General features: G+C 57.4%; 23 protein-coding genes. 10 read left to right on the top strand and 13 right to left on the bottom strand.

Translation table 11 applies throughout. The features are described from left to right. Positions 1–297 precede the first annotated feature (297 nt). Complete coding sequence (gene nfuA, locus AB8818_RS17705; RefSeq protein WP_003861601.1) at positions 298–873, bottom strand: Fe-S biogenesis protein NfuA; 576 nt, start codon at positions 871–873, stop codon at positions 298–300. 61 nt (positions 874–934) lie between these two features. Further along, positions 935–1,618, bottom strand: a complete 684-nt coding sequence (gntX, locus tag AB8818_RS17700; protein ID WP_116342716.1) for a DNA utilization protein GntX — start codon at positions 1,616–1,618, stop codon at positions 935–937. 36 nt (positions 1,619–1,654) lie between these two features. Between gntX and bioH the strand changes: the two genes are divergently transcribed. Together bioH and AB8818_RS17690 are read left to right on the top strand one after the other, a co-directional pair. Then, complete coding sequence (gene bioH / locus AB8818_RS17695) at positions 1,655–2,428, top strand: pimeloyl-ACP methyl ester esterase BioH (protein WP_163330643.1); 774 nt, start codon at positions 1,655–1,657, stop codon at positions 2,426–2,428. A 112-nt stretch (positions 2,429–2,540) separates the two neighbouring features. After that, positions 2,541–2,810, top strand: coding sequence for a YdgH/BhsA/McbA-like domain containing protein (locus AB8818_RS17690; RefSeq protein ID WP_023309499.1), 270 nt, complete (start codon positions 2,541–2,543; stop codon positions 2,808–2,810). 33 nt (positions 2,811–2,843) lie between these two features. Here AB8818_RS17690 and feoC read toward each other — a convergent pair whose 3' ends face one another. The 5 genes from feoC to greB form a co-directional block, all read right to left on the bottom strand. Continuing rightward, the gene (feoC, locus tag AB8818_RS17685) at positions 2,844–3,080 is read right to left on the bottom strand and encodes a [Fe-S]-dependent transcriptional repressor FeoC (protein WP_039263074.1); all 237 of its coding nucleotides are present in this window, start codon (positions 3,078–3,080) and stop codon (positions 2,844–2,846) included. A gap of 11 nt (positions 3,081–3,091) precedes the next feature. Continuing rightward, on the bottom strand, positions 3,092–5,410 hold the full coding sequence (gene feoB / locus AB8818_RS17680; RefSeq protein WP_116342714.1) for a Fe(2+) transporter permease subunit FeoB: 2,319 nt from the start codon (positions 5,408–5,410) through the stop codon (positions 3,092–3,094). Positions 5,411–5,440: 30 nt separating this feature from the next. Continuing rightward, entirely contained in the window at positions 5,441–5,668 is a 228-nt protein-coding gene (feoA, locus tag AB8818_RS17675; protein WP_006177893.1) for a ferrous iron transporter A, read from the bottom strand. 338 nt (positions 5,669–6,006) lie between these two features. Then, the gene (locus AB8818_RS17670) at positions 6,007–8,337 is read right to left on the bottom strand and encodes a Tex family protein (RefSeq protein WP_163330644.1); all 2,331 of its coding nucleotides are present in this window, start codon (positions 8,335–8,337) and stop codon (positions 6,007–6,009) included. A gap of 85 nt (positions 8,338–8,422) precedes the next feature. Continuing rightward, the gene (gene greB / locus AB8818_RS17665) at positions 8,423–8,896 is read right to left on the bottom strand and encodes a transcription elongation factor GreB (protein WP_014885539.1); all 474 of its coding nucleotides are present in this window, start codon (positions 8,894–8,896) and stop codon (positions 8,423–8,425) included. Positions 8,897–9,125: 229 nt separating this feature from the next. Here greB and ompR point away from each other — a divergent pair, with 229 nt between their 5' ends. Beyond that, positions 9,126–9,845 carry a two-component system response regulator OmpR gene (gene ompR / locus AB8818_RS17660; RefSeq protein ID WP_001157751.1) on the top strand — a complete coding sequence of 240 codons (720 nt, stop codon included), beginning with the start codon at positions 9,126–9,128 and terminating at the stop codon, positions 9,843–9,845. After that, positions 9,842–11,188: a two-component system sensor histidine kinase EnvZ gene (gene envZ / locus AB8818_RS17655; protein ID WP_116342712.1), complete on the top strand. Its 1,347-nt coding sequence runs from the start codon at positions 9,842–9,844 to the stop codon at positions 11,186–11,188. The genes ompR and envZ overlap by 4 nt, the downstream gene beginning before the upstream one ends. 126 nt (positions 11,189–11,314) lie before the next feature. On the opposite strand, the gene pckA is transcribed toward envZ, so the two are convergent. From pckA to AB8818_RS17630, 5 genes are all read right to left on the bottom strand, one after another. Beyond that, positions 11,315–12,934 (bottom strand): phosphoenolpyruvate carboxykinase (ATP), encoded by a 1,620-nt coding sequence (pckA, locus tag AB8818_RS17650; RefSeq protein WP_192983723.1) that lies wholly within the window; start codon positions 12,932–12,934, stop codon positions 11,315–11,317. Between the two features lie 359 nt (positions 12,935–13,293). Then, on the bottom strand, positions 13,294–14,178 hold the full coding sequence (hslO, locus tag AB8818_RS17645; protein ID WP_161495995.1) for an Hsp33 family molecular chaperone HslO: 885 nt from the start codon (positions 14,176–14,178) through the stop codon (positions 13,294–13,296). 18 nt (positions 14,179–14,196) lie between these two features. Next, positions 14,197–14,598, bottom strand: coding sequence for a ribosome-associated heat shock protein Hsp15 (gene hslR, locus AB8818_RS17640; RefSeq protein WP_116342711.1), 402 nt, complete (start codon positions 14,596–14,598; stop codon positions 14,197–14,199). Beyond that, on the bottom strand, positions 14,595–15,278 hold the full coding sequence (gene yrfG / locus AB8818_RS17635; protein WP_014885534.1) for a GMP/IMP nucleotidase: 684 nt from the start codon (positions 15,276–15,278) through the stop codon (positions 14,595–14,597). The genes hslR and yrfG overlap by 4 nt, the downstream gene beginning before the upstream one ends. A 67-nt stretch (positions 15,279–15,345) precedes the next feature. Next, complete coding sequence (locus AB8818_RS17630) at positions 15,346–17,481, bottom strand: intracellular growth attenuator family protein (protein WP_163330646.1); 2,136 nt, start codon at positions 17,479–17,481, stop codon at positions 15,346–15,348. A gap of 322 nt (positions 17,482–17,803) precedes the next feature. On the opposite strand from AB8818_RS17630, the gene nudE reads away from it, so the two are divergent. Next, positions 17,804–18,364, top strand: coding sequence for an ADP compounds hydrolase NudE (nudE, locus tag AB8818_RS17625; RefSeq protein ID WP_008503041.1), 561 nt, complete (start codon positions 17,804–17,806; stop codon positions 18,362–18,364). Positions 18,365–18,452: 88 nt separating this feature from the next. Here nudE and mrcA read toward each other — a convergent pair whose 3' ends face one another. Beyond that, positions 18,453–21,005: a peptidoglycan glycosyltransferase/peptidoglycan DD-transpeptidase MrcA gene (gene mrcA, locus AB8818_RS17620; protein WP_116342705.1), complete on the bottom strand. Its 2,553-nt coding sequence runs from the start codon at positions 21,003–21,005 to the stop codon at positions 18,453–18,455. A gap of 120 nt (positions 21,006–21,125) precedes the next feature. On the opposite strand from mrcA, the gene AB8818_RS17615 reads away from it, so the two are divergent. The 5 genes from AB8818_RS17615 to hofQ are packed head-to-tail and all read left to right on the top strand — an operon-like array spanning position 21,126 to position 24,396. Continuing rightward, positions 21,126–21,902, top strand: a complete 777-nt coding sequence (locus tag AB8818_RS17615; protein WP_163330647.1) for a DNA utilization protein HofM — start codon at positions 21,126–21,128, stop codon at positions 21,900–21,902. Then, entirely contained in the window at positions 21,899–22,393 is a 495-nt protein-coding gene (locus AB8818_RS17610) for a PilN domain-containing protein (protein WP_192983720.1), read from the top strand. Before AB8818_RS17615 ends, AB8818_RS17610 begins: the two co-directional genes overlap by 4 nt. Before the next feature lie 3 nt (positions 22,394–22,396). After that, positions 22,397–22,852 (top strand): HofO, encoded by a 456-nt coding sequence (locus AB8818_RS17605; protein ID WP_192983717.1) that lies wholly within the window; start codon positions 22,397–22,399, stop codon positions 22,850–22,852. Continuing rightward, positions 22,842–23,246 carry a HofP DNA utilization family protein gene (locus AB8818_RS17600; RefSeq protein ID WP_192983714.1) on the top strand — a complete coding sequence of 135 codons (405 nt, stop codon included), beginning with the start codon at positions 22,842–22,844 and terminating at the stop codon, positions 23,244–23,246. Before AB8818_RS17605 ends, AB8818_RS17600 begins: the two co-directional genes overlap by 11 nt. Further along, positions 23,158–24,396 carry a DNA uptake porin HofQ gene (gene hofQ / locus AB8818_RS17595; protein ID WP_192983711.1) on the top strand — a complete coding sequence of 413 codons (1,239 nt, stop codon included), beginning with the start codon at positions 23,158–23,160 and terminating at the stop codon, positions 24,394–24,396. Before AB8818_RS17600 ends, hofQ begins: the two co-directional genes overlap by 89 nt. Positions 24,397–24,485 lie beyond the last annotated feature (89 nt).

Genomic DNA, 24,485 nt, shown 5'->3' with positions numbered 1-24,485 from the left:
GCCTTTGAATTGTTATGGGTAACGTCATTGTTTCAACGACAAATTCCGATTGTCCCAACTGGGAACAGAGTGGTTAACGGCACTCATACTGATGCCTGCGAAACAGTTAAGTTTAGTCGGCTGTTATAAGGGTGTTGAGTGCCCACGAGAATGATACGGGTAACATATCGCGGTTGAGAATCACCCAGTGAGGCAAAATTTGAATTATGAGACGCAGGTCAACATATCGAGGTGGGAAGGCAAGGGAGGTTGGCCCGGTAAGCGTGGCGCCACCGGGCAATACGGGCGGGTACTGAATTAGTAGTAAGAGTGCTCGCCGCGCTGGTGCTCGGTCAGGTCACGCACGCCTTTCAGTTCCGGGAACTCGTTCAGCAGCTGCTTCTCGATCCCTTCTTTCAGGGTCACGTCGACCATAGAGCAACCATTACAGCCGCCGCCGAACTGCAGGATCGCCAGGCCGTCTTCCGTGATTTCCATCAGGGAAACGCGACCGCCGTGGCCAGCCAGCTGTGGGTTGATCTGGGACTGAAGCAGATACTCAACGCGCTCCATCAGCGGCGCATCGTCAGACACTTTACGCATTTTGGCGTTTGGCGCTTTCAGGGTCAGTTGAGAACCCAGCTGGTCGGTGACGAAGTCGATCTCCGCATCTTCAAGATACGGCGCGCTCAGTTCATCGACATAAGCGGTGAGCTGTTCAAATTTAAGGGCAGTGTCAGTTGCTTCCACAGCATCCGGAGGACAATAAGAGACACCACATTCTGCATTCGGAGTGCCTGGATTGATCACAAACACGCGGATCTGCGTCCCTTCTTCCTGATTTGCCAGCAGTTTGGCAAAGTGCGCTTGTGCAGAATCGGAAATACGGATCATAGCTTTGGCCTAATAGTTGACTAAATTACCTGGGTATAATCATACGCCCATTGAAGAAGGGCTACAAGGTACGGCACAGACACCATACCTGAACCGACGCGGCGCCGCTTTGCAAAAGCAGTCGGGAAAGTTCAGCAACGGTACTGCCTGTGGTGACGACGTCATCCACGATGGCGATATGGAGGCCTTTGACCGGCAATTCAAGGCGAAAGGCGTTTTTCAGGTTCCTTTTGCGAAGCCGGGCGTTGAGCTGATGCTGGATAGCGGTGGCATGTACGCGGGTAAGCGCGCAGGCATCATAGCGACAGCCTAGCCACCGGGCGAGCGGGCGGCAGAGCAGGTCGCTTTGATTATAGCCGCGCCGCCAGTGCCGACGTTGGTATAAGGGGACATTCACCACCCTATCGATTTTCGGCAGAGCGCGGGTTCTTCGCGCCTGTAAAACCGCCAGTAATAGCAGGCGGGCAAGGGGCTGCGCCAGCGAACTCTGGCCGGAAAACTTCAGGGCGTGAATAAGCCCGCTCAGCGGTGGGACATAATCATCCACGGCTACCAGCGCGCTCCACGGCGGGGATTTTTTCAGGCAGCGGCCGCAGGGCAAATAGCGGTTAGCCGCCGGTAAACCACATTGCGGGCAGGTTGTGATACGCCTTGCCAGCGAGCGCGTGCAGACGGAACAGACGCCCCACGCGCTGAGGGCAAGCGGCATTTTGCATAGCCAGCACAAGCCAGGCACTGTTAGCATGTGCAACCTCCATGTGAAAAAAGAGAACAGTAACTGATGAAGACGCTGTGGTGGCAGACCGTAGGGACAGGAAATTGCCATCTTGTGCTGCTGCACGGATGGGGCCTGAATGCGGAAGTGTGGCATTGCATAAGCGAGGAACTTGCCTCGCAATTTACGTTACATCTGGTTGATCTACCGGGCTACGGTCGCAGCCGCGGCTTTAGCGCGATGTCGCTTGATGAGATGGCGCAGCAGGTTGTGGACGCCGCGCCGCAAAATGCCATCTGGCTGGGCTGGAGCCTGGGCGGGCTGGTGGCAAGCCAGATTGCGCTCTCCTGGCCCGAGCGCGTTAAGGCGCTGGTCACCGTGGCCTCGTCGCCATGCTTTAGCGCGCAAGAGACGTGGCCCGGCATCAAACCTGACGTGCTGGCGGGCTTCCAGCAGCAGCTGAGCGACGATTTCCAGCGGACTGTCGAGCGATTCCTCGCATTGCAGACAATGGGGACGGAAACCGCGCGTCAGGATGCCAGAGCGCTGAAGCAGGTGGTGCTCTCCCTGCCGATGCCGGACGTCGAGGTGCTTAACGGCGGTCTTGAGATCCTGAAAACGGTCGACCTGCGGGAGCCGCTGACTGAGCTGGCCATGCCGCATCTGCGTATCTATGGCCATCTGGACGGGCTGGTGCCGCGCAAAGTGGTTCCACTTCTGGATTCCCTCTGGCCGGACAGCGAATCCCGGGTCATTGCCAAAGCCGCGCATGCTCCGTTTATCTCTCATCCGACGGAATTTTGTTCAGCGCTGGTTGCGTTAAGTCAACGTTTAGACTGATTATTTTCTATCCAGCCTGGAAAAAGTTACACACCGCAACCATACTCCAGATGTCGTTGCGGTTGTTCTGCCTACGATAATCAAAAACAACAATCCTATGGAGAGTCAGGCTATGAAACTTGTTACAGGTATTGTCACTTCTCTGGTTATTGGGTCACTGTCATTTGGCGTTTTTGCGGCGAAAGAGCTGGAAAAAGATAAAGTTGCCGGGATGAATCTGACGAAAATTGGTGAGATTTCTACGTCTGACACCACCGCGCCGATGGATGCAAGAAAAGAGCTGTCGAAGAAAGCGGATGAGCTGGGCGGGACGTACTACGTCGTCACCAGTGCAGAAAAACAGACCAAAAACGTACGCGCTACCGCGGACGTCTATAAGTAATACGATAAAGCCGGGCAGCAATGCCCGGCTTTGTTAGCGCAGTGCCCACCATTCCCTGAGGCAGGCCTTTCCTTCCGGGCAGCTTTTACAACTGCCGGAGAGGCAGCCGTCCGCTTCTTCCTGAATCCGCACGGCTTTACCCATCGCTTCCAGGCGTTCCAGCATGGCATCGATCATCGGCTGCGGCGTATGCAGGCTGAGGCTGAGCTGTTTTGCCTCCATCCGCCCCTGAAGCGCCAGCAGGTCACGAACCTGAATCAACGATGCCATCTGGTTTCCTCTTAGTGACAGTCGCCAGCCGGGCTGCTGCAGCAGGTTGCGGCGGTTTTACGATTCGCCAGCAGGTCGATGTCGACGCGGCTGCGTGCCCGGCGTAGCAGACCGAGAATCATTACGTTAAACAGCACAACCGCCAGAATGCAGACCAGGCTGTAGCGCGGGTGCTGGCTGAAGTTAACGGTCTGATAAAACAGCGTCGCCAGCGAGTAAGCGATATTCAGCCCCCACAGGATGGAGAAGCCCATCCAGCCGCGGCTGGACTCGCGGGCAATCGCTCCCATGACGGAGATGCACGGGATATAGAGCAGGACAAAGATGAGATAGCTGTAGGCCGCAGACGCGCTGCCAAACTTCTCGCCCATCACGCCCATGGCACCGGTCGCCATTTCGCCGTCGCCTTTGCTGGCCTCAATCGGGTTCGCCAGCACGCTCAGGCTGAAGGTATCTTTCAGGCTCTGCCAGGTCTCCTCAACGGCACCCAGCAGTTCGTCACCGAGGTGAAACTCCGCCGGGTTAAATTCCTGCTCCTGAATGTTCTCTGCGGTGTAGAGCGTGTTCAGGGTCCCGACGACCACCTCTTTCGCCATCGCCCCGGTGAACAGTCCCACGGTCGCCTGCCAGTTATCTTCCTGCACGCCAATTGGTTTAAAGACCGGCGTGATGACGCGGCTGACGGAGGCGAGGGCAGAGTCGTTGATGTTATCCGCCGTCTGTCCACTCAGGGTGAAGCTGTTCAGCGCGCTCAGGAAAATACTGACAATGACAATCACCTTACCGGCGCGCAGCACAAAGCCTTTCAGGCGCTGCCAGGTCTGGATCGCCAGGCTTTTCAGATGCGGTACGTGATAGACCGGAAGCTCCATCACAAACGGCGACGCTTCACCACGCATGATGGTGTGCTTGAGCATTAAGCCGGTCAGGATCGCCATCACGATGCCCAGCACATACAGCGAGAAGACCGCCAGCGCGCCCTGCTGACCAAAGAAGGCGGCTGCAAAAACCGCAAAGATTGCCAGACGCGCGCCGCAGGACATAAATGGCGCCATCATGATGGTCATCAGACGTTCACGCGGCGCATCCAGGGTGCGCGCGCCCATCACCGACGGCACGTTACAGCCGAAGCCGACGATCAGCGGGACGAAGGATTTACCCGGCAGACCCAGCGCCTGCATCAGGCGGTCCATCACGAACGCGGCGCGCGCCATGTAACCGGAATCTTCAAGGAACGAGAGGAACAGATACATCATGCCGATCTGCGGTACCAGCGGCAGCACGGTGTTGATACCGCCGCCGATCCCCTGAGCGAGGAAGATGGTTAGCCATTCCGGGAAGTGCAGGGTGTAACCCAGCCACTGAATACCATGAACGAAAACGGCGACAGAACCCGCGTCAAAAATCGGCTGGAGCGCGCCACCAATGTTAATGGCAAGCAGGAACATCACGTACATCACCAGCAGGAAGATCGGCAAACCGAGGAAGCGGTTGAGCACAATCTTATCCACCGCCGCCGTAAAGCGGCTGGGTTCCGCGGTAAGGGCGTTGCTGACCACGTCACAAATTGACGCAATGGCCTGATAACGCGCATCGGCGATGTGCAGCGCCGGGTCGTCCAGCTCGCCGCTGAGACGGGCGAGGGTCACGTCCAGCTTATCTGCCGCATGTCCGGCATAGGCGCGGCTATAGATATCCCCTTCCAGCATCTGCAGGCCGAGCCACAGACGCTGTTTCGCAGGCATATTTTTGTCCATCTCCTGCGCCAGCAGATCGGCTTCGCGCAGCAGCGGCTGGGCGTAGTGCACCAGCTCAACGTCGCGGTTTCCCGCGTGGCGGTCAATCGCCAGCTTCAGCGCGTCGATACCGCGAGCGCGGGTCGAGACCAGCGGAACGACAGGGCACCCAAGGCGCGCAGAGAGGGCATCGACGTCAATGCGCAGCTTTTGTTTCTCTGCAATGTCGAGCATGTTGAGCGCCACGATGCAGGGGATCCCCAGCTCCAGCAGCTGCAGCGTCAGGTAAAGGTTTCGTTCGAGGTTAGAGGCGTCGACCACGTTGATCAGCAGATCGGCATCGCCGCCAAGAATGTAGTGGCAGGCAATTTGCTCATCGAGCGAGGTCTGGGATGAAATCGTGGTTAAGGAATAGGTGCCGGGAAGGTCGACCAGGGTCACTTGATTGTCCGTTGTCGTGAACTGGCCTTCTTTACGTTCAACCGTTACGCCTGCCCAATTTCCCACGCGCTGGCGCGCGCCGGTTAACTGATTAAATAAGGTTGTCTTGCCGGAATTAGGATTGCCAATTAAGCCAATAGTTAATTTTTTCATTGTATTAGACCCACCGAAACCGCTGGCTTGTTAACGGGATAAAGATTCAACTTCAATTAATGCGAGGTCTTTTTTGCGCAGAACCAGATTCACGCGCCGGGTTTCGATATGGACAGGATCGCCCAACGGCGCTACGCGCACGACCTGGAATGATGAGCCGGGCAGCATGCCCAGTGACAGCAGCTTCTGCCGATAGGCCGGGCTAATTTCGCGGGTAAAACCGGTAATTTTCCATGCACTGTCTGGAGTGAATTGCATAATGCCTGATTCCACGAGAGGTTAAATAATCTACACTGCGATGATAATGAGAATAGTTTTTATCAGCAATAATAAAAATGTGACGGGATGTTGTTAATCGTATTAATTTGCGGTCTGATTGACCTTGCTCAATATTTGCTGAATTGCCGGGAAAATGAAAAGAGGGATATTTGTTAACGGGGTGATAATTAGTGGTTTAAATATGGCTGTGCAATCGGTTTCATATATTTCGAGATGTTTTTATTCCCCTCACCCCGGCCCTCTCCCCAAAGGGGCGAGGGTGTTAAAGTTCCCTCTCCCCTTTGGGGAGAGGGTTAGGGTGAGGGGGGGTTGTTGCCTTAGCGTTTCTTACCCATCGCGGCCGCCAGTGCGTCCATCATCGCGCTATTGCCCGCAGGCTGTGCATCACGCCCGCGCGGTTTTGCGGCTTTCGCGGCCGGACGCTGCTGCTCGCGGCCTCCGCCGTTGCCGCCACGGCGCGCGTTGGTGTCGCCCGGTTGCTCGTCCAGACGCATGGTCAGGGCGATACGCTTGCGCTGAAGATCCACTTCCAGCACTTTCACCTTCACGATGTCGCCCGCTTTGACCACGGTGTGCGGGTCTTCAACAAACTTGTCGGCAAGGGAAGAGATATGCACCAGACCGTCCTGGTGCACGCCGATATCCACAAACGCGCCGAAGTTGGTGACGTTGGTCACCGCGCCTTCCAGCACCATGCCCGGCAGGAGATCGTTCATGGTCTCGATGCCGTCAGCAAAGGTCGCCGTTTTGAACTCAGGACGCGGATCGCGGCCCGGTTTTTCCAGCTCTTTGATGATATCGGTGACGGTAGGCACGCCAAATTTTTCGTCGGTGAAGTCCACCGCTTTCAGGTTGCGCAGGGCGCCGCTGTCACCCATCAGGTCTTTAAGCGCCTGCTGAGTAGCGGCCAGGATGCGCTCAACAACCGGGTATGCTTCCGGGTGAACGGTAGAGGCATCCAGCGGGTTATCGCCGTGGTTGATGCGCAGGAAGCCCGCGCACTGCTCAAACGCTTTCGGCCCCAGGCGGCTCACTTTAAGCAGCTGCTGACGGTTCTGGAACTGACCGTTCTCGTCACGCCAGGCCACGATGTTCTGCGCCATCATGCGGGTTAAGCCCGCCACACGGGTCAGCAGAGGAACGGAGGCGGTGTTCAGGTCCACGCCGACGGCGTTTACGCAGTCTTCCACCACCGCATCCAGCTTGCGCGCCAGTTGCGTCTGGCTCACGTCGTGCTGGTACTGGCCCACGCCGATGGATTTCGGGTCGATCTTCACGAGTTCGGCAAGCGGATCCTGCAGACGACGGGCGATGGAGACCGCACCACGCAGGGAAACGTCCAGGTCCGGGAACTCCTGCGCCGCCAGCTCAGAGGCGGAGTAGACCGATGCGCCCGCTTCGCTGACGATCACTTTCTGTGCCGTCACTTTCGGGAACTGCTTCTGCACGTCGAGGTAGAAACGCTCGGTTTCGCGTGATGCGGTGCCGTTACCGATGGCAACCAGCTCCACGTTGTACTTCTCGCACAGCGCCGCCACCACGACGGCGGCTTTCGCTGCCTGTCCGGTATGCGGGTAAATGGTGTCGGTGGCGACCAGCTTGCCGGTGCCGTCAACCACAGCGACCTTCACGCCGGTACGCAGGCCCGGATCGAGACCCATGGTGGCGCGCAGGCCGGCAGGAGCGGCCATCAGCAGGTCGTGCAGGTTACGGGCGAAAACGTTAATCGCTTCATCTTCAGCGCGCTCGCGTACGGTACCCATCAGCTCGGTTTCCAGGTGCATCAGCACCTTGATGCGCCAGGTCCAGCTCACTACGCCTTTGCGCCAGCTGTCCGCTGGGGCGTTGTTCAGGCGCAGGCCGAGATGGTCGATAATGATCTGCTCGCAGTGGCTCTCTTTCGGCGGCTCGTCAAACTGCGGGTCGGCGTTCAGGGAGAGCTGGAGCACGCCTTCGTTGCGGCCGCGGAACATCGCCAGCGCGCGGTGAGAAGGGGTGGTTGAAATCGGTTCGTGGTGATCGAAGTAGTCGCGGAACTTCGCGCCTTCTTCCTCTTTGCCCGCGACGACGGTAGAGACGATGTGGGCATTCTTCCACAGGTAATCACGCACTTTGGCCAGCAGGGCAGCGTCTTCCGCGAAGCGCTCCATCAGGATGTAGCGCGCGCCGTCCAGAGCGGCCTTGGTGTCCGCGACGCCTTTGTCGGCGTCGATGAATTTCGCCGCTTCGGTGTCCGGGTCGTGAGACGGCTCATTCCACAGCAGGTCGGCCAGCGGCTCAAGGCCCGCTTCAATCGCAATCTGCCCGCGCGTGCGGCGCTTCGGTTTATACGGCAGATAGAGATCTTCGAGTTCGGTTTTGCTCAGGGTGCCGTTAATGGCGCTTTCCAGCTCGCTGGTCAGCTTGCCCTGTTCGCCGATGGATTTGAGGATCGCCTGACGACGTTCTTCCAGCTCGCGCAGATAGCCCAGACGGGTCTCCAGGTTACGCAGCTGCGTGTCATCCAGACCGCCGGTGACTTCCTTACGATAGCGTGCAATAAACGGCACGGTGTTCCCTTCATCAAGCAGGCGAACGGCAGCTTCTACCTGTTCGGCTCTGGCCTGAAGTTCACCCGCAATAATGCGGCAGAGCGAATCTTTCATCATGGCTTTATCATCTTGTGGGTCAAAATCAGGGGATAGTTATACGGGCTGACACGGCAAAATGCCAGCCGGGGAGGGCGCTCTCGGACTATTTTACGTAGACGATCTCATTGACGTACCAGCTGGCTTCACCGGCTGGGGTTTGAACGACGGCCAGATCGCCCACTTCCTTTTTCAGCAGCGCGCGGGCCATCGGGGAGTCGATGGAGATGTAATCTTTACGACCAAAAATTTCATCGTAGCCGACAATGCGAAAACGCAGGGTGTCACCGTCATCGTTTTCAATTTCCACCCACGCGCCGAAGAACACTTTACCCTCCTGCTGTGGGGAGTAATCGACAATTTTGAGATTCTCGAGGCACTTCGTCAGGTAGCGAACCCGGCGGTCAATTTCGCGCAGCCGCTTTTTGTTGTACTGGTAATCCGCATTCTCGCTGCGATCGCCCAGGCTGGCCGCCCAGGTCACCTTTTTGGTCACCTCAGGACGCTCTTCGCGCCACAGGTAATCCATCTCTTTCTTGAGTTTCTCGTACCCTTCGCGGGTGATCAGGGGCGTTTTCATGGTGCAGCCTTTAATGCCGGTTAACTGTCTTTGCGCACAATACGTAGCGCACAGTGTAACAGACAGGATTAATAATGATTTATGTGATGAAATGAACAGATAAGCTGCTGTTAAATATGCTTTGTAACAATTTCGACTAGAATTTATACCAGAATTAACTGGTCGAATACGTGCACTTTTTTAGAATACGCTGTTACAAAGACTATCCGAACCTTTGGGAGTACACACAATGCAAGAGAACTACAAAATTCTGGTCGTGGATGACGACATGCGCCTGCGCGCGCTGCTGGAGCGTTATCTGACCGAGCAGGGCTTCCAGGTTCGTAGCGTCGCGAACGCTGAGCAGATGGACCGTCTGCTGACCCGTGAATCTTTCCACCTGATGGTTCTCGACCTGATGCTGCCGGGCGAAGACGGGCTTTCTATTTGCCGCCGTCTGCGCAGCCAGAGCAACCCGATGCCAATCATCATGGTGACCGCGAAGGGTGAAGAGGTTGACCGTATTGTGGGCCTCGAAATCGGCGCGGACGACTACATTCCAAAACCGTTTAACCCGCGTGAACTGCTGGCGCGTATTCGCGCCGTGCTGCGCCGTCAGGCGAACGAACTGCCTGGCGCACCGTCGCAGGAAGAAGCGGTGATTGCCTTCGGCAAGTTCAAGCTGAACCTCGGCACGCGCGAGATGTTCCGTGAAGATGAGCCAATGCCGCTCACCAGCGGTGAGTTTGCCGTACTGAAAGCGCTGGTCAGCCACCCGCGCGAGCCGCTTTCCCGTGACAAGCTGATGAACCTGGCGCGCGGTCGCGAATACTCAGCAATGGAACGCTCCATCGACGTGCAGATCTCTCGCCTGCGCCGCATGGTGGAAGAAGATCCGGCGCATCCTCGTTATATTCAGACCGTGTGGGGTCTGGGCTACGTATTTGTCCCGGACGGCTCTAAAGCATGAGGCGAATGCGCTTCTCGCCGCGAAGCTCGTTTGCCCGCACCCTGCTGCTGATCGTCACCCTGCTGTTCGTCAGCCTGGTGACGACCTACCTGGTTGTGCTGAACTTTGCGATCCTGCCGAGCCTCCAGCAGTTTAATAAGGTCCTGGCCTACGAAGTGCGTATGCTGATGACCGATAAGCTGCAGCTGGAGGACGGTACGCAGCTGGTTGTTCCCCCGGCGTTTCGCCGTGAAATTTACCGTGAGCTGGGCATTTCGCTCTACTCGAATGAGGCGGCGGAAGACGCTGGCCTGCGCTGGGCGCAGCACTACGAATTTCTCAGCCAGCAGATGGCGCAGCAGCTGGGTGGCCCAACGGAAGTGCGCGTTGAGGTCAACAAAAGCTCGCCCGTCGTCTGGCTGAAAACCTGGCTGTCACCCAACATCTGGGTGCGCGTTCCGCTGACCGAAATCCATCAGGGCGACTTCTCGCCGCTGTTCCGCTACACCCTGGCCATTATGCTGCTGGCGATAGGTGGCGCGTGGCTGTTTATCCGTATCCAGAACCGACCGCTGGTCGACCTGGAGCACGCGGCGCTGCAGGTCGGTAAAGGCATCATTCCTCCTCCGCTGCGCGAATATGGTGCCTCTGAAGTGCGTTCGGTAACGCGCGCGTTTAACCATATGGCGGCAGGCGTGAAGCAGCTGGCGGACGACCGTACGCTGCTGATGGCAGGCGTCAGCCATGACCTTCGCACCCCGCTAACGCGTATTCGTCTGGCGACGGAGATGATGGGGGAAGAGGACGGTTATCTCGCCGAGTCCATTAACAAGGACATCGAAGAGTGTAACGCCATCATCGAGCAGTTCATCGACTACCTGCGCACCGGCCAGGAAATGCCGATGGAAATGGCCGATCTGAACGCGGTGCTGGGCGAAGTGGTGGCCGCAGAAAGTGGTTATGAACGTGAAATTGACACTGACCTTCAGGACGGTGAAATTCAGGTTCGTATGCACCCGCTCTCCATTAAGCGTGCGGTGGCTAACATGGTGGTCAATGCGGCGCGTTACGGTAACGGCTGGATTAAGGTCAGCAGCGGGTCTGAACTCAACCGCGCCTGGTTCCAGGTGGAAGACGACGGTCCGGGCATTAAGCCCGAGCAGCGTAAGCATCTGTTCCAGCCGTTTGTGCGCGGCGATAGCGCGCGCAGCACCAGCGGTACGGGCTTAGGCCTGGCGATTGTGCAGCGTATCATTGATAACCATAACGGATTGCTGGAGATCGGTACCAGCGAGCGGGGTGGGTTGAGCATTCGCGCCTGGCTACCGGTACCGGTGACGCGGGGGCAGGTGAAAGAGAGTTAAAAAAAGGGTGGCGCTAGCCACCCTTTTTTGTAGGTCGGGTAAGGCGAAGCCGCCACCCGACAACATAAGACCTCTGCGGCCTGATGCCCTCACCCCGGCCCTCTCCCACGGGGAGAGGGAGAAGGGCTACAGCTTCGGTCCCGCACTCACCAGCGCAGCACCCGCCGGGGTATCGGTATACTTCTCGAAGTTATCGATAAACAGCTTCGCCAGCGATTCCGCCTTCTCGCGCCACTGCTCTGGCGATCCGTAGGTATTGCGCGGGTCGAGGATACGCGTGTCCACACCCGGCAGTTCCGTCGGAATGGCCAGATCAAACATCGGCAGCGTGAAGGTTTCGGCATTATCCAGTGAACCATCCAGAATGGCGTCGATAATGGCGCGTGTATCTTTGATAGAGATACGCTTGCCGGTACCGTTCCAGCCGGTGTTGACCAGGTAGGCCTGCGCGCCGGATGCCTGCATGCGTTTCACCAGCACCTCAGCGTACTGCGTCGGGTGCAGCGACAGGAATGCCGCGCCGAAGCAGGCGGAGAAGGTTGGGGTTGGCTCCGTGACGCCACGCTCGGTACCCGCCAGTTTGGCAGTAAAGCCAGAGAGGAAATGGTACTGCGTCTGGCTGGCGGTCAGGCGGGACACCGGAGGCAGCACGCCGAACGCATCCGCCGTCAGGAAAATCACCTTCGTGGCATGGCCCGCTTTTGACACCGGCTTCACGATATTGTCGATGTGGTAGATCGGATAAGAGACGCGGGTGTTTTCGGTTTTTGACGCATCGTCGAAGTCGATAGAGCCGTCGGCACGTACGGTGACGTTTTCCAGCAGCGCGTCGCGACGGATCGCATGGAAGATATCCGGCTCGGCCTCTTCAGACAGGCGAATGGTCTTCGCGTAGCAGCCGCCTTCGAAGTTAAACACGCCGTCATCGTCCCAGCCGTGCTCGTCATCGCCAATCAGACGGCGTTTTGGATCGGTGGAGAGCGTGGTTTTCCCGGTGCCGGACAGGCCGAAGAATACCGCCACGTCGCCTTTCTCGCCGACGTTCGCCGAGCAGTGCATGGAGGCAATACCGCGCAGCGGCAGCAGGTAGTTCATGACCGAGAACATCCCTTTCTTCATTTCGCCGCCGTACCAGGTACCGCCAATCAGCTGGATACGCTCGGTCAGGTTGAAGGCAATGAAGTTCTCAGAGTTCAGGCCCTGCTCTTTCCACTGTGGGTTGGTGCATTTCGCACCGTTCATCACGATGAAGTCAGGTGTGAAGTCCTGCAGCTCTTCGTCGGTCGGACGAATAAACATATTCTTAACGAAATGCGCCTGCCAGGCCACTTCGGTAATGAAACGCACGGAAAGGCGGGTATCGGCATTAGCGCCGCAGAAAGCGTCGACAATGAACAGACGCTTGCCGGAAAGTTGATGGGTGACGAGCCCTTTCAGGTGCTGCCAAGTTTCCGGGGAGAGCGGTTTGTTGTCGTTCTTCCCTTTGCCTTTGTCAGCCCACCACAGCGTATCGCGGGTGGTTTCGTCGCGGACGATATACTTATCTTTCGGCGAACGACCGGTAAAGATACCGGTATCGACGGCGATAGCACCAAGGTTCGTCAACACACCGCGCTCGTATCCTTCCAGTGCTGGATTGAGCTCTTCCTGATACAGCGTATCGTAATCGGGGTTGTAGACGACTTCCTGGACGTCGTGAATACCATAAGCCTTGAGATCTTGCGGGGTTAAACCAGTAACACGCATATCACTGCTCCTTAGCCAATATGTACTGCCTGAAATTGTAGGGTTTTTCTGGGGATGTTAACCGCGACGGGGCTCATAGATTTGTGCATCTGGATAAAACCCTTACTAACGGAAAACGCTGCGACTCCAGTCACAGTGCAGGCGGATTATCGCAGGAATCGCTTTTTGGTTGGGGAAAATGTTCCGAAAAGGTTAAAGACTGGTGATTTTATCGGAAAGAATGTGAATGTAATCGCATACATGTAAGAAAATTACGTAAGAGTTACATAGGGAAAACGATTCAGCTTGGATGGGATATTTGCCCCTCACCCCGGCCCTCTCCCCAAAGGGGAGAGGGTTAGGGTGAGGGGGGAAGAGGTTTAATGAACCTGTGGATCCGCCGGGGAGGCGTTGTTGCGGATCTCAGCGATATCCATCGAATTGAACACGTAGTGCGTACCGCAGTAGTCACAGTGCATATCAATTTCGCCGTCTTCCGCCATGATGCTGTCGATCTCTTCATCCGGCAGGGTTTTCAGTGCGCCAGCGCAGCGCTCGCGTGAGCAGGTGCACTTAAACTCCACGGACTGCGGATCGTACACGGTCACTTCTTCTTCGTGATACAGACGCCACAGCACGTCGGTTGCCGACAGGTTGAACAGCTCTTCCGCTTTGATGGTTTCGGTCAGCGTCGCCAGATGCTCAAAGTCATTGGTCTGCGCGTCCTGTGCAGGCAGAACCTGGAGCAGCATGCCGCCCGCAGCAGGCTGGCCGTCCACTTCACCGGTGCGGATAAACAGACGCGTTGGGAGCTGTTCGGAGCGCATGAAGTAGTCTTCCAGGCAGGCTGCCAGGGTATCGCCTTCCAGACCCACCACGCCCTGATAGCGTTCACCTTCCTCCGGGGAGATGGTGATCACCAGGTAGCCATTGCCCACCAGCGTTTTGAGGTCTGCATTTTCAGGCACGTCGCCCTGAACGCGCGCTACGCCGCGCATCTGCTGCTGGTTATTGCCGTTGATCACCGCCAGCGTCATCGGGCCGTCACCCTGCAGCTGCACGGTGATATCGCCGGCAAACTTCAGCGTTGCGGTCAGAAGGCTGGTGGCAACCAGCAGTTCGCCCAACAGGGTCTTCACCGGCAGCGGGTAGTTGTGGTTTTCCAGAATCTGTTTCCAGGTTTCGGATACGGTGACCAGCTCGCCGCGCACGGCGAATTGTTCAAACAGATAGCGGTGTAATTGGTCGTGTTGGGCCATTTTCATCTCTCGTGCGGGTGAGGGTTACTCGCTCTCACCGTGTTTAAATTTCATCAGATCGCGGCGCTCTTTTTTATCCGGTCGCCGGTCCGGGTGGGGCATGGTCAGCGCATTCATTTTGCGCGCCAGCGCGGTTTTCTCGCGCTTTTCAACGCTTTCAGGCGTTTCTTCGTAAAGCTGTACGGCTTCCGATGCGGGCCGTCGCTGTTCGGTAATGGCTTTAATCACTACCGTACGTTCGTCGTTGCCCTGGCGCAGCGTTAAGGTGGCGTTCAGCTCAACCAGCTTGCTCGGCTTGCTGCGCTGGCCGTTGTAATGCACTTTACCGCCGTCAACCATCTCGCGGGCAAGGGCGCGCGTTTTATAAAAACGGGCTGCCCACAGCCATTTATCCAGTCTTACCCCGTCTGAGGGCTTTTCTTTCATGGCGTCTCCTTCACGGTTAGTGAGGGGATCATCTGGCGGTAGTCGTTCAGCCCCGGATGGCGCAGATAGCGTTTTTCAGCCAGGCCAGAGTCAGGATTAGTAACGCCCAGACAATAGCGAATGCCAAACGTTGCCGCGGAATCCAGAATGGGCTCGCTGTCGTCAATGAACAGTGTGCGTTCCGGCTGCAGGCCGGTCTCTTCCTTCACCGCATGCCACAACCGCTGATCCTCTTTCGGATAACCAAATGTGTGGGTAGAAAGTAATAAATCAAGGTGCGACGCCAGCCCCGTGTGCTCCAGCTTCACGGCCAGGTTATGTGGATGCGCGTTAGTAAGCAAAATACGGCGCTTGCCGCTGGCTTTCAGCGCGTCCAGGAATGGAACCGTATCTTCGCGCAGCACGGCGCGTGGTCCCTGGGCGGTGGTCATGGCACAAATATCCAAACCGAGGCGCTCGCTCCAGTAGTCCAGACAGTACCAGTTTAGCGTATGTTGCACCGCGCTATATTGCGAACGAATGAACGCCTGCGCTTCTGCCGGGGAGATGCCCTGCTGTTCACCATAGGTTTCCGGCACCAGCTTTTGCCAGAAATAGTTGTCAAAGGCGAGATCGAGCAGCGTGCCGTCCATATCCAGCAGAACGGTGTCGACCTGCTGCCAGTCGATATCAAGATGCATAGGGGGGAACTCCAGCCAGAAGAAACGTGCGCGACAGGGTAGCACATCTTGTCGCGCAACGACGTTATCAGATCAGGCTCTCAGAGGAGGGGATCAGCTTAGGATTGAGGCAATTCTCGTAATATTGCTGGATCTCAGCCAGACGCGTTCGCGAGCGCTGGTAGCGGCGCAGCGCCATAAAACCGTTCCAGAAAATGGCGATCAGCATGGCGACCATCAGCAGAGAGGTGCCAATGTAACGCCACAATCCTGCGCTGTCCGGCATCCGGTGCAGGCCGATATGGCGGGTGCCATTAGCGTCTGTGTAGATGCTTGTGACAATCCCTTCAGCACTGAACGGCGTTTGCATCAGCATCTGCGCCAGGCGCTGGAACTGGCTCCACTGCTCCTGCGCCGGGTAGTCGTAAAGCGCAACCTGCGGGTAAGGCTGATCGACCAGGTCGCTGCCTTCATCGCTTGCAATCACAAAGCCGCCCGGCGCCGGGCTGTTGAGCGCCTGAGCCGCCCGGGTGGTTTCGCGCATCATAAACGGCGATGTCGACGTCGCGACCAGGTTATCCAGCGACTCCGCGCTGACCGGACGCAGCAGCACGTTGACGCCATCCAGTCGTCCCGCTTCGGCGCGTTTCACCAGCGAGTCCCAGTCTTTACTGTTCCCGAGGTTAACCAGCGCGTTTTTGAGGCGTACGCACTCATCCTGCGTGGAGCATAAATCCTGGGTTTTCAGAACGATATCGCCAAAATCATCCAGCAGAATCATACCTGATTTCTGAATGGCGGAACGCAGCGCGGGGCTGACGCGTGAGTCATCGTCCGGTTTCGGGTGCAGCTGGCGGTTAACCGTCTGGGTCAGCGCCGTGGCTTTATTCACCACTTCAGATTCCGGCAGCGGCAGCGGCGGCGCGTCGTTCCAGATAATTTGCGAACAGTCGAACGGCATGAACGGCGAGTTCTGGCGCGTGTTCCACGCCCCCGGAGTATGGATGTTACACATCCCGGTGCCCTTCAGGCGCAGCGTATCGCCCACCCGCACGCCCGCTTCATCGAGCTGATTGACGCTGGTCGCCTCGATGGTCTGCGCGCCTTTGATCCACGAAAGGGTAAATTTGATGGGCATATCCAGCGGCACGAAAAGCAGCAGCATGATAAACACCAGCCCGGCGCCGCCGGCGATGACCGTGCTGCGGAGCCAGTGCTGAAGCGGGAAATTTTTCACTTCATCATGCAGAGACAGGAAGCGCCCCTGACGCACAACGTGGCGGTCAAGGTAGATATCAATATCGGTTTTCTGCCCTAAATCCTGCGCAATCCACGGCTGCCAGTGGCGCGGATAGATAAGGTCAATAATACCGAGTGAAATATTGTTGAGATGCTCCTGATCGTTCTCACCGAACAGGCCCCAGCGCTTTGGCGTGCCGCGCAGGCAGTGGATCTCCCGCAGCGAGGTTTTGGTCGGCGGGGCAAAGAGTCCCCACAACCCGGCCGCCAGAAGCAACACTGCGCCACCCGCCAGCCACGGGACAAAGACGTCCGGCGTCAGCAGGCAGACAAAAAAGAGCAGGAAAGCGGCAACGATCAGGATGGCTTCACGAATACCGTCCGGACGACTCAGAGCGTACTCTTCATGCGTTTCCTGACGAATATTCAGCAGTTCAATCTGCTCGGTCTCTTCACCACGAATAGAGGCCTGCGTTGAGCTCGTGCGCTCCAGCGCAAAGCGCGGGGCTTCGTGAAGATAGTCATTCAGGGTATGGCCGTTGAGCGAGATCACCAGCGGCAGCGAATCGGTGTGAATCAGCTCAACGCTGTTTTCGTCGTTAATGTACTGCTCCCAGGAAGGGGGCAGATGCACCTCAACGGAATCAAGGTAGTAGCGCCACTTGTTGGGGTCGTCAGTCGTAATGCCGTAGCGCGTGATGGAGCGCGTCACGCAGAGCACGGTGTCACTTTGCGCGTTCAGCTTAAGCGCGACAGGCGCAGCGGTGGCTCCCGTCGGCCCAGGCGTTAACTGAGAACGGTTCAGCGTTTCGAGATAGTTTTCAACTGCATCGCGCTCGTCTTGCGTGAGCTTACGGGTTGTCGCACCCGCGAAGGCATTTAAAAAGGGCAGCCGGTAGCGACGCTGTACGCGTCGCCTGTACAGCCACCCTGCAATCAATGCGCTGACCAGCATAGCAGCGAGAACAATCAAAATGGTGCTCATGCTTTCCCCATCTTACTTATCTTACAGGTGTAGTCAGTAGCACCTTTACATTGAATGAGAATCTGTGGCTGGCTATCGGCAAGTATGGAGTCGAACTTGAGCATTCTGAAGCGCATCCCAGTGACCGGTGATGATAGCAAAGCCTGCCATGGCGCGATATCAGCAAATTCCTGGAAACATTTCAACCTCTTGACATTTGTTTTGAATTGAGGATTGATCCCTGCTACGTTGCATAAATGTAAATAAAGAACGATTGACATTGCCGAAACCGTGCGGCATATCGCACAATAAAGCCAGTTCACACTGCTAAGACCCCATCAAGATGAGCAAACCACTACAAAAACCCACCATTCTGAATGTTGAAACTGTCGCTAAATCGCGCCTGTTTAATGTCGAGAGTGTGGACCTGGAGTTCAGCAACGGTGTGCGTCGTGTTTATGAACGTATGCGCCCCTCCTCGCGCGAAGCGGTAATGATTGTGCCTATCGTCGACGATCATCTGATTTTGATCCGCGAATACGCCGTGGGGACGGAATCTTACGAGCTTGGGTTCTCGAAAGGGCTCATCGATCCGGGCGAAACGGTCTTTGAAGCGGCAAACCGCGAGCTGAAAGAAGAGGTGGGTTTTGGTGCGAACGAGCTGTCGTTCCTGAAAAAGCTGAGCATGGCACCGTCTTATTTTTCCAGCAAAATGAATATCGTGGTGGCTGAAGATCTCTATCCTGAATCGCTTGAGGGAGACGAGCCGGAGCCGCTGCCGCAGGTTCGCTGGCCGCTGGCGCACCTGATGGATTTGCTGGAAGACCCTGACTTTAACGAGGCGCGCAACGTGAGCGCGCTGTTCCTGGTCCGGGAGTGGCTGAAGGGGCAGGGGAGACTGTAGTGGCCTGATGCCCTCACCCTAACCCTCTCCCACGGGAGAGGGAGCAAACACAAAAACGGCAACCCGAGGTTGCCGTTTTGCTTTGTTGTCAGAACAGCTCGTGCGTCTCGCCGTTATCAATAATCTCCGTTCCCACCTCGTGCACCGCCTGCGTGGTTGGCTGCGTGCCCTCAATGAAATATTCGGCGCGGCTATTACCACCGTTTGCGAGCTGACCGGTGCTGCGGTCAATATTGACCGTCACCACGCCCGGCGGCGGCGTCAGCGGCTGCTCCGGCACGCCTTCAAGAACGGATTTCATGTAGGCATCCCAGGCCGGCTGCGCGCTTTTGGCGCCGCCTTCGTAGCCGGAAATCTGATCTTTAATCGCACCGGAGGCCGTGGTACGGCCTAAATCACGGCGATGATCGTCGAAACCGATCCAGACCGACGTCACCACGCCCGGCCCGTAGCCGGAGAACCACGCATCTTTCGAGCTGTTGGTTGTCCCGGTTTTACCGCCGATATCGTGGCGCTGGAGATCGCGCCCTGCACGCCAGCCGGTACCCTGCCAGCCCGGTTCACCGAAGATGTTGGTGTTCAGCGCGCTCTTGATCAGGAACGCCAGCGGCGTGTTGATCACGTGCGGGGCGTACTCCTGCGCGCCGGTTTGCGCCACCAGCGACTGGTTAGCCTGCTCCAGCTGCGGCTGCGGTAAGACGATATTCGGCTGCTCCTGAGACACGGCAGGATCTTCCATGTCCTTGTTTTCGAGCACCTCGGATTTCGGCGTATTGCCGTAAATGACCGGAATATCACACTCAGGGCAGGCGATTTTCGGCTTCGCTTCAAACAGCACACCGCCCTGGTCGTTCTCGATTTTACTGATGAAGTACGGGTCAACCAGGAAGCCGCCGTTAGCCATCACCGAGTATCCGCGCGCGACCTGAAGCGGCGTAAAGGAGGCTGAACCTAATGCCAGCGACTCGGTGCGAACGATATTCTGCGCCGGGAAGCCGAAGCGCTGCAGGTACTCTGCCGCATAATCGACGCCCATCGCGCGCATGGCACGCACCATCACCACGTTTTTCGACTGCCCAAGACCCTGACGAAGACGAATTGGACCGGCGTACTCCGCTGGGGAGTTCTTCGGCTGCCAGTCGGAACCGGCACCGGCATCCCAGCGGGAGATTGGCACGTCGTTAAGAATGCTGGCAAGGGTCAGTCCCTTATCCATCGCAGCCGTGTAGAGGAACGGTTTGATGTTGGAACCGACCTGACGCAGGGCCTGCGTGGCGCGGTTAAATTTGCTCTGGTTGAAATCGAACCCGCCGACCAGCGCCATTACCGCCCCGTTCTGTGGGTTGATAGAAACCAGGGCCGAGTTGACATCCGGTACCTGCGCCAGCCACCAGGCATCGCCAACCTTGCGTACCCAGATCTGCTGCCCGGTCTGTACCACGTCGGTCACTTTGCGCGGCGTTGGCCCCTGCAGGGTGTCTGAACGGTATGGACGCGCCCAGCGAATACCGTCCATACGCAAAGAAACGGACGTGCCGTCCGCCAGCGTCGCAACGGCTTCCTGAGGATCGGCCTGAGTGACCACGGCTGGAAGGAGCGGACCGTATGTTGGCAGCGCTTTCAGCGTGCTGGTGATTTTTTTGCTGTCCCAGGCGCTCTCACCCACTTTCCAGAGCACGTTCGACGGGCCGCGATAGCCGTGACGCATATCGTAGTCCATCACGTTATTGCGCACCGCGTCCTGAGCAGCCTGCTGCACTTTACGGGTGACGGTGGTGTACACGCGATAGCCGTCTTCATAGGCCTTGTCGCCATAACGACTCACCATCTCCTGGCGCACCATTTCGGTCAGATAAGGGGCAGAGAAAGCGATCTCAGGGGCGTGGTAATTGGCGTCAATAACGTCGTTACGCGCCTGGTCGTACTCGCTCTGGCTGATATAGCCTTCGCTCAGCATACGTGAAAGGACGACGTTACGACGTGAGGTGGCGCGATCGAGCGAGTAGAGCGGGTTGAACGTAGAGGGCGCTTTTGGCAGACCGGCAATGGTTGCCATTTCGCTTAAGGTGAGCTGCTCAACAGGCTTACCGAAGTACACCTGTGCGGCAGCCCCCACGCCATAGGCACGGTAGCCCAGGTAGATTTTATTGAGGTACAGCTCAAGGATCTCGTCCTTGCTCAGCAGCTGCTCAATACGGATCGCCAGGAACACCTCTTTGATCTTACGTGTCAGCGTCTTTTCGGGGCTGAGGAAGAAGTTACGCGCCAGCTGCTGCGTAATGGTACTCGCCCCCTGGGAGGCATGACCGGAGAACAACGCAATGCTTGCGGCACGGAAAATCCCCACCGGATCGACACCGTGGTGCTCGTAGAAACGGCTGTCCTCTGTGGCGATAAAAGCTTTCACCATCACGGGGGGGATTTGGTTTAAGGTCAGCGGGATACGACGCTTCTCGCCATACTGCGCCATCAGTTCGCCATCGGCGCTATAGACCTGCATCGGGATCTGGAGGCGCACATCGCGGAGCGTGGCGACATCAGGTAGCTGTGGCTCAATATATTTGTACAAACCGTAAATCGAGCCTGCTCCCAGCAGAATGCAACAGACTGCAAGGATGAATAAATACTTTACGAACTTCACCGGAGATTTCCCATTTGGTTTCACTTGGGCAGTTTCTAAACAATCGCGCGGTAGTATAAAGGCAAGCCTGATTCATTGATATAGCCGTCAAGGCGACGGGCGATAAGGAGATCGTGAAGCATGGCTTTCAAAACATGGCAAACGGGCGTGCATATTCAACAGGATAGGGTGCTGATTGCGGCGCTGGCCCGGGAGAGAGGCGGCTGGTGCTTACGCCGCTGGTGGGCCATTCCTCTGGCCGAAGGCATCATTCGTGACGGCAAAATTTGTCAGCCAGAAGCGCTGGCCGATGCCTTACGCGGCTGGCGGAAAGCGCTACCGCACTACCACCGGGTGTTTCTCTCCTTCCCTGCTGCACGGACTCTGCAAAAATCGTTGCCCCGTCCAGCACTTGCATTGCGCGACAGCGAGCAGCTCTCGTGGCTGGGGGCGGCGCTCTCGCGCGAACTGGAGATGTCTGCTGAGTCCCTCTGTTTCGACTACACCCAGGACACCTTCAGCAATACGTTTCACGTGACTGCTGCACAAAACAAAGAGGTTGAAACGCTTCTGACTCTGGCGAAAACGCTACGTTTGCGGCTGGCTACCATCACTCCGGATGCCAGCGCGCTGGCGAACCTGCTGCCTGCGGTAGCGCCGACGCAGTGCGTCGCCTGGCGGGATGCGCATCAATGGCTGTGGGCCATGCGCCATCAGTGGGGGCGTCGTTATACCGCTGAAGCAGAAAACGTCACTGAGCTGGCGGCGCTGCTGGCTCTCAGCCAGAACGACATCGCGCTCTTTGATGCCGAACGAACCCCATGGGAAACGCTGCAGCGCTGGCATGCGCCTCTTCCCGAATGCGGGGCTGACTATACCGTCGCGCTGGCGCTGGCCATGAGCGAGGTGCCTGAATGAACATGACCAACTTCCTGCCCTGGCGTCAGCAGCGGCGCGCGCGATGCCTGCGTTTCTGGGGCGGCGTGTTTGCCGGCGCATTGCTGCTCATGCTGCTGGCCGTTTTTAGCGTAAGGATGAACCATCTGGTAACGCTGCGCGCGCTACAGGCTCAACTGGCGGGTACGCAGTCCGTGCAGCGTGGCCTTGTGTCTCGCCAGCGACCCACAGCAGAGGCGCAGAAACCTGCTGGCACGCCGCCGCGCCGCGCATGGCAACGGGTGCTGGAGACACTTTCTGGCGCTATGCCTGCGCAGGTCTGGCTGACAGAGCTGCGTTATCAGCCTCCAGCTCTGATGTTGATCGGATATGCCACCACCCTGCCGGCGCTCTCTGCCTTACGTAATGGGCTGGAGCACATAGACGGCTTTACGACCGGGCCAGAGGGGGAACTCCGGCAGGATAGCCAGGGGCGCTGGATGTTCACTCTGCACCTGAAAAGCGAGGGGTAACGCGTGGACACCTTGTTAGAACGCTGGTGTGAAAGTCGTCCCTGGTGTCGGCTGGTCTGCGGAGGGCTGGCTATTCTCCTGATGGGGCTGGCAGCATGGGGCGTATTGCTCCGGCCAGTAGAGCAGCAGTGTGCGGAGCGACAGCAGCAGTTGATCCAGGCCGCGCGGACTAACGCGTCGCTGTGGCCCACCGCCAGTCAGGCGCCGTTTAGCCCGCAAACCCGGACGGCACTGGAGCTAAAGCCCTTTTCACCGCTCGATTTTCAGGGGGAGGGCACAAGGCTCCTTTACTGGAAGCCGTTGCAGAACGGCGGAGAACTGGCGCTGGAGGCGGAGTGGCAGGCGATCCCTCCTCTTTTTTCCCGGCTGGCGCAGCGGGATGTATGGGTCGCTGCTTTTACGCTTTCGCCACAAAATACGGCGTTACGCCTGCGGCTGGAGCTGGAACATGCGAAATAGCGCGAGATACCTGCTGGTTTGCTCGGCGTTGCTGTTGACCGGCATGCGCGATCCCTTTCGCCCGCCGGATGACCCCTGCGCCACAGCCGAGCTGGCACAGTGGCACTACCGCGGAATGATAGGAGGGCAGCAGCGCGTTGGCATTTTACAGGATGGGCAACGGCGCTGGCATCGCCTGAAAGCGCAGGAACGTTTCCCGGCGGGCTGGCGGATAACGGCCATCAATGAAACGGAACTGGTTGTTGATGTGGGTGACACATGTGATCCCGAAGAATGGGCGTGGCAACGAGAAGGAAAGGATAAAAATGAAGTTAAGGATAGTGCTGTTGCTGCTGGCGTTCAGCCGCCCGCTGTGGGCCGCCGCGCCAAAGCCGGTCACGCTGGTGGTGGATGACGTGCCGGTGGTTCAGGTGCTACAGGCGCTGGTTAAGCAGGAGAACCGTAATCTGGTGGTATCGCCGGATGTCAGCGGCACGCTCTCGCTTAACCTGACGCGCATCCCCTGGCGGCAGGCGTTACAGACGGTTGTCACCAGCGCCGGGCTCGTTTTGCGTGAGGAGGGCGGTATTTTTTATGTTCATACCGCGGCATGGCAGCGCGAGCAGCGGGAACGTTTAGAGCAGGAGCGGGCGCGTCGTCAACTTGATGCACCGCTGGTCTCAAAAAGCATCCCATTTTCTTATGCGGATGCCGGAGAATTGCAAAAAGCTGCGGAAACACTCCTGAGTCCAAAGGGGAGTTTATCTGTCGACAAACGCACTAACCGTCTGCTGGTCAGGGATAGTCAGGCGGTGCTGGAGGCGCTGCAGAAGTGGGCGGCTCAGATGGATATTCCCGTCGAGCAGGTTGAGCTGGCGGCGCACATTGTCACCATTAATGAAAAAAGCCTGCGTGAGTTGGGGGTGAAGTGGAATCTTGCCGAGGCCACTGAGGCGGGCAAGGTTGGACAGCTCACGACGCTTGGCAGCGATCTTTCTGTGGCCAGTGCTACCACGCATGTGGGGTTTAACATCGGGCGGATTAACGGAAGGCTGTTGGATCTGGAGCTCTCTGCGCTGGAGCAAAAACAGCAGGTCGATATCATCGCCAGCCCGCGGCTGCTGGCCTCGCACATGCAACCGGCCAGCATCAAGCAGGGAAGCGAGATCCCGTATCAGGTTTCAAGCGGTGAAAGCGGGGCGACCTCGGTGGAGTTCAAAGAGGCGGTACTCGGAATGGAGGTCACGCCGGTAGTATTGCCCGGCGGGCGCGTGCGCCTGAAGTTACACATCAGTGAAAACATGCCGGGACAGGTATTGCAGCAGGCCGATGGAGAAACGCTGGCTATCGACAAGCAGGAGATAGAAACCCAGGTGGAGGTAAAAAGTGGAGAAACGCTGGCGCTGGGCGGAATTTTTTCGCAAAAGAACAAAACCGGCAGCGACAGCGTGCCCGGGCTTGGGAACATCCCCTGGCTGGGACAGCTTTTTCGCCATGATGGAAAAGATAATGAGCGGCGTGAGTTAGTGGTGTTTATTACGCCACGTCTGGTCGGTATTCACTAACGGGTAACGATCCCCGCAATGATTTTGCATTCAGTTTGTTGCAGATGTTTGACGTGGGGCATGAATTAGCATACAAGGAGTACCGATTT

Source organism: Enterobacter sp. KB-280D8, from assembly GCF_041399405.1.
Classification (GTDB): domain Bacteria; phylum Pseudomonadota; class Gammaproteobacteria; order Enterobacterales; family Enterobacteriaceae; genus Enterobacter; species Enterobacter cloacae_N.
This window is presented reverse-complemented; position numbering and strand designations above follow the sequence as displayed.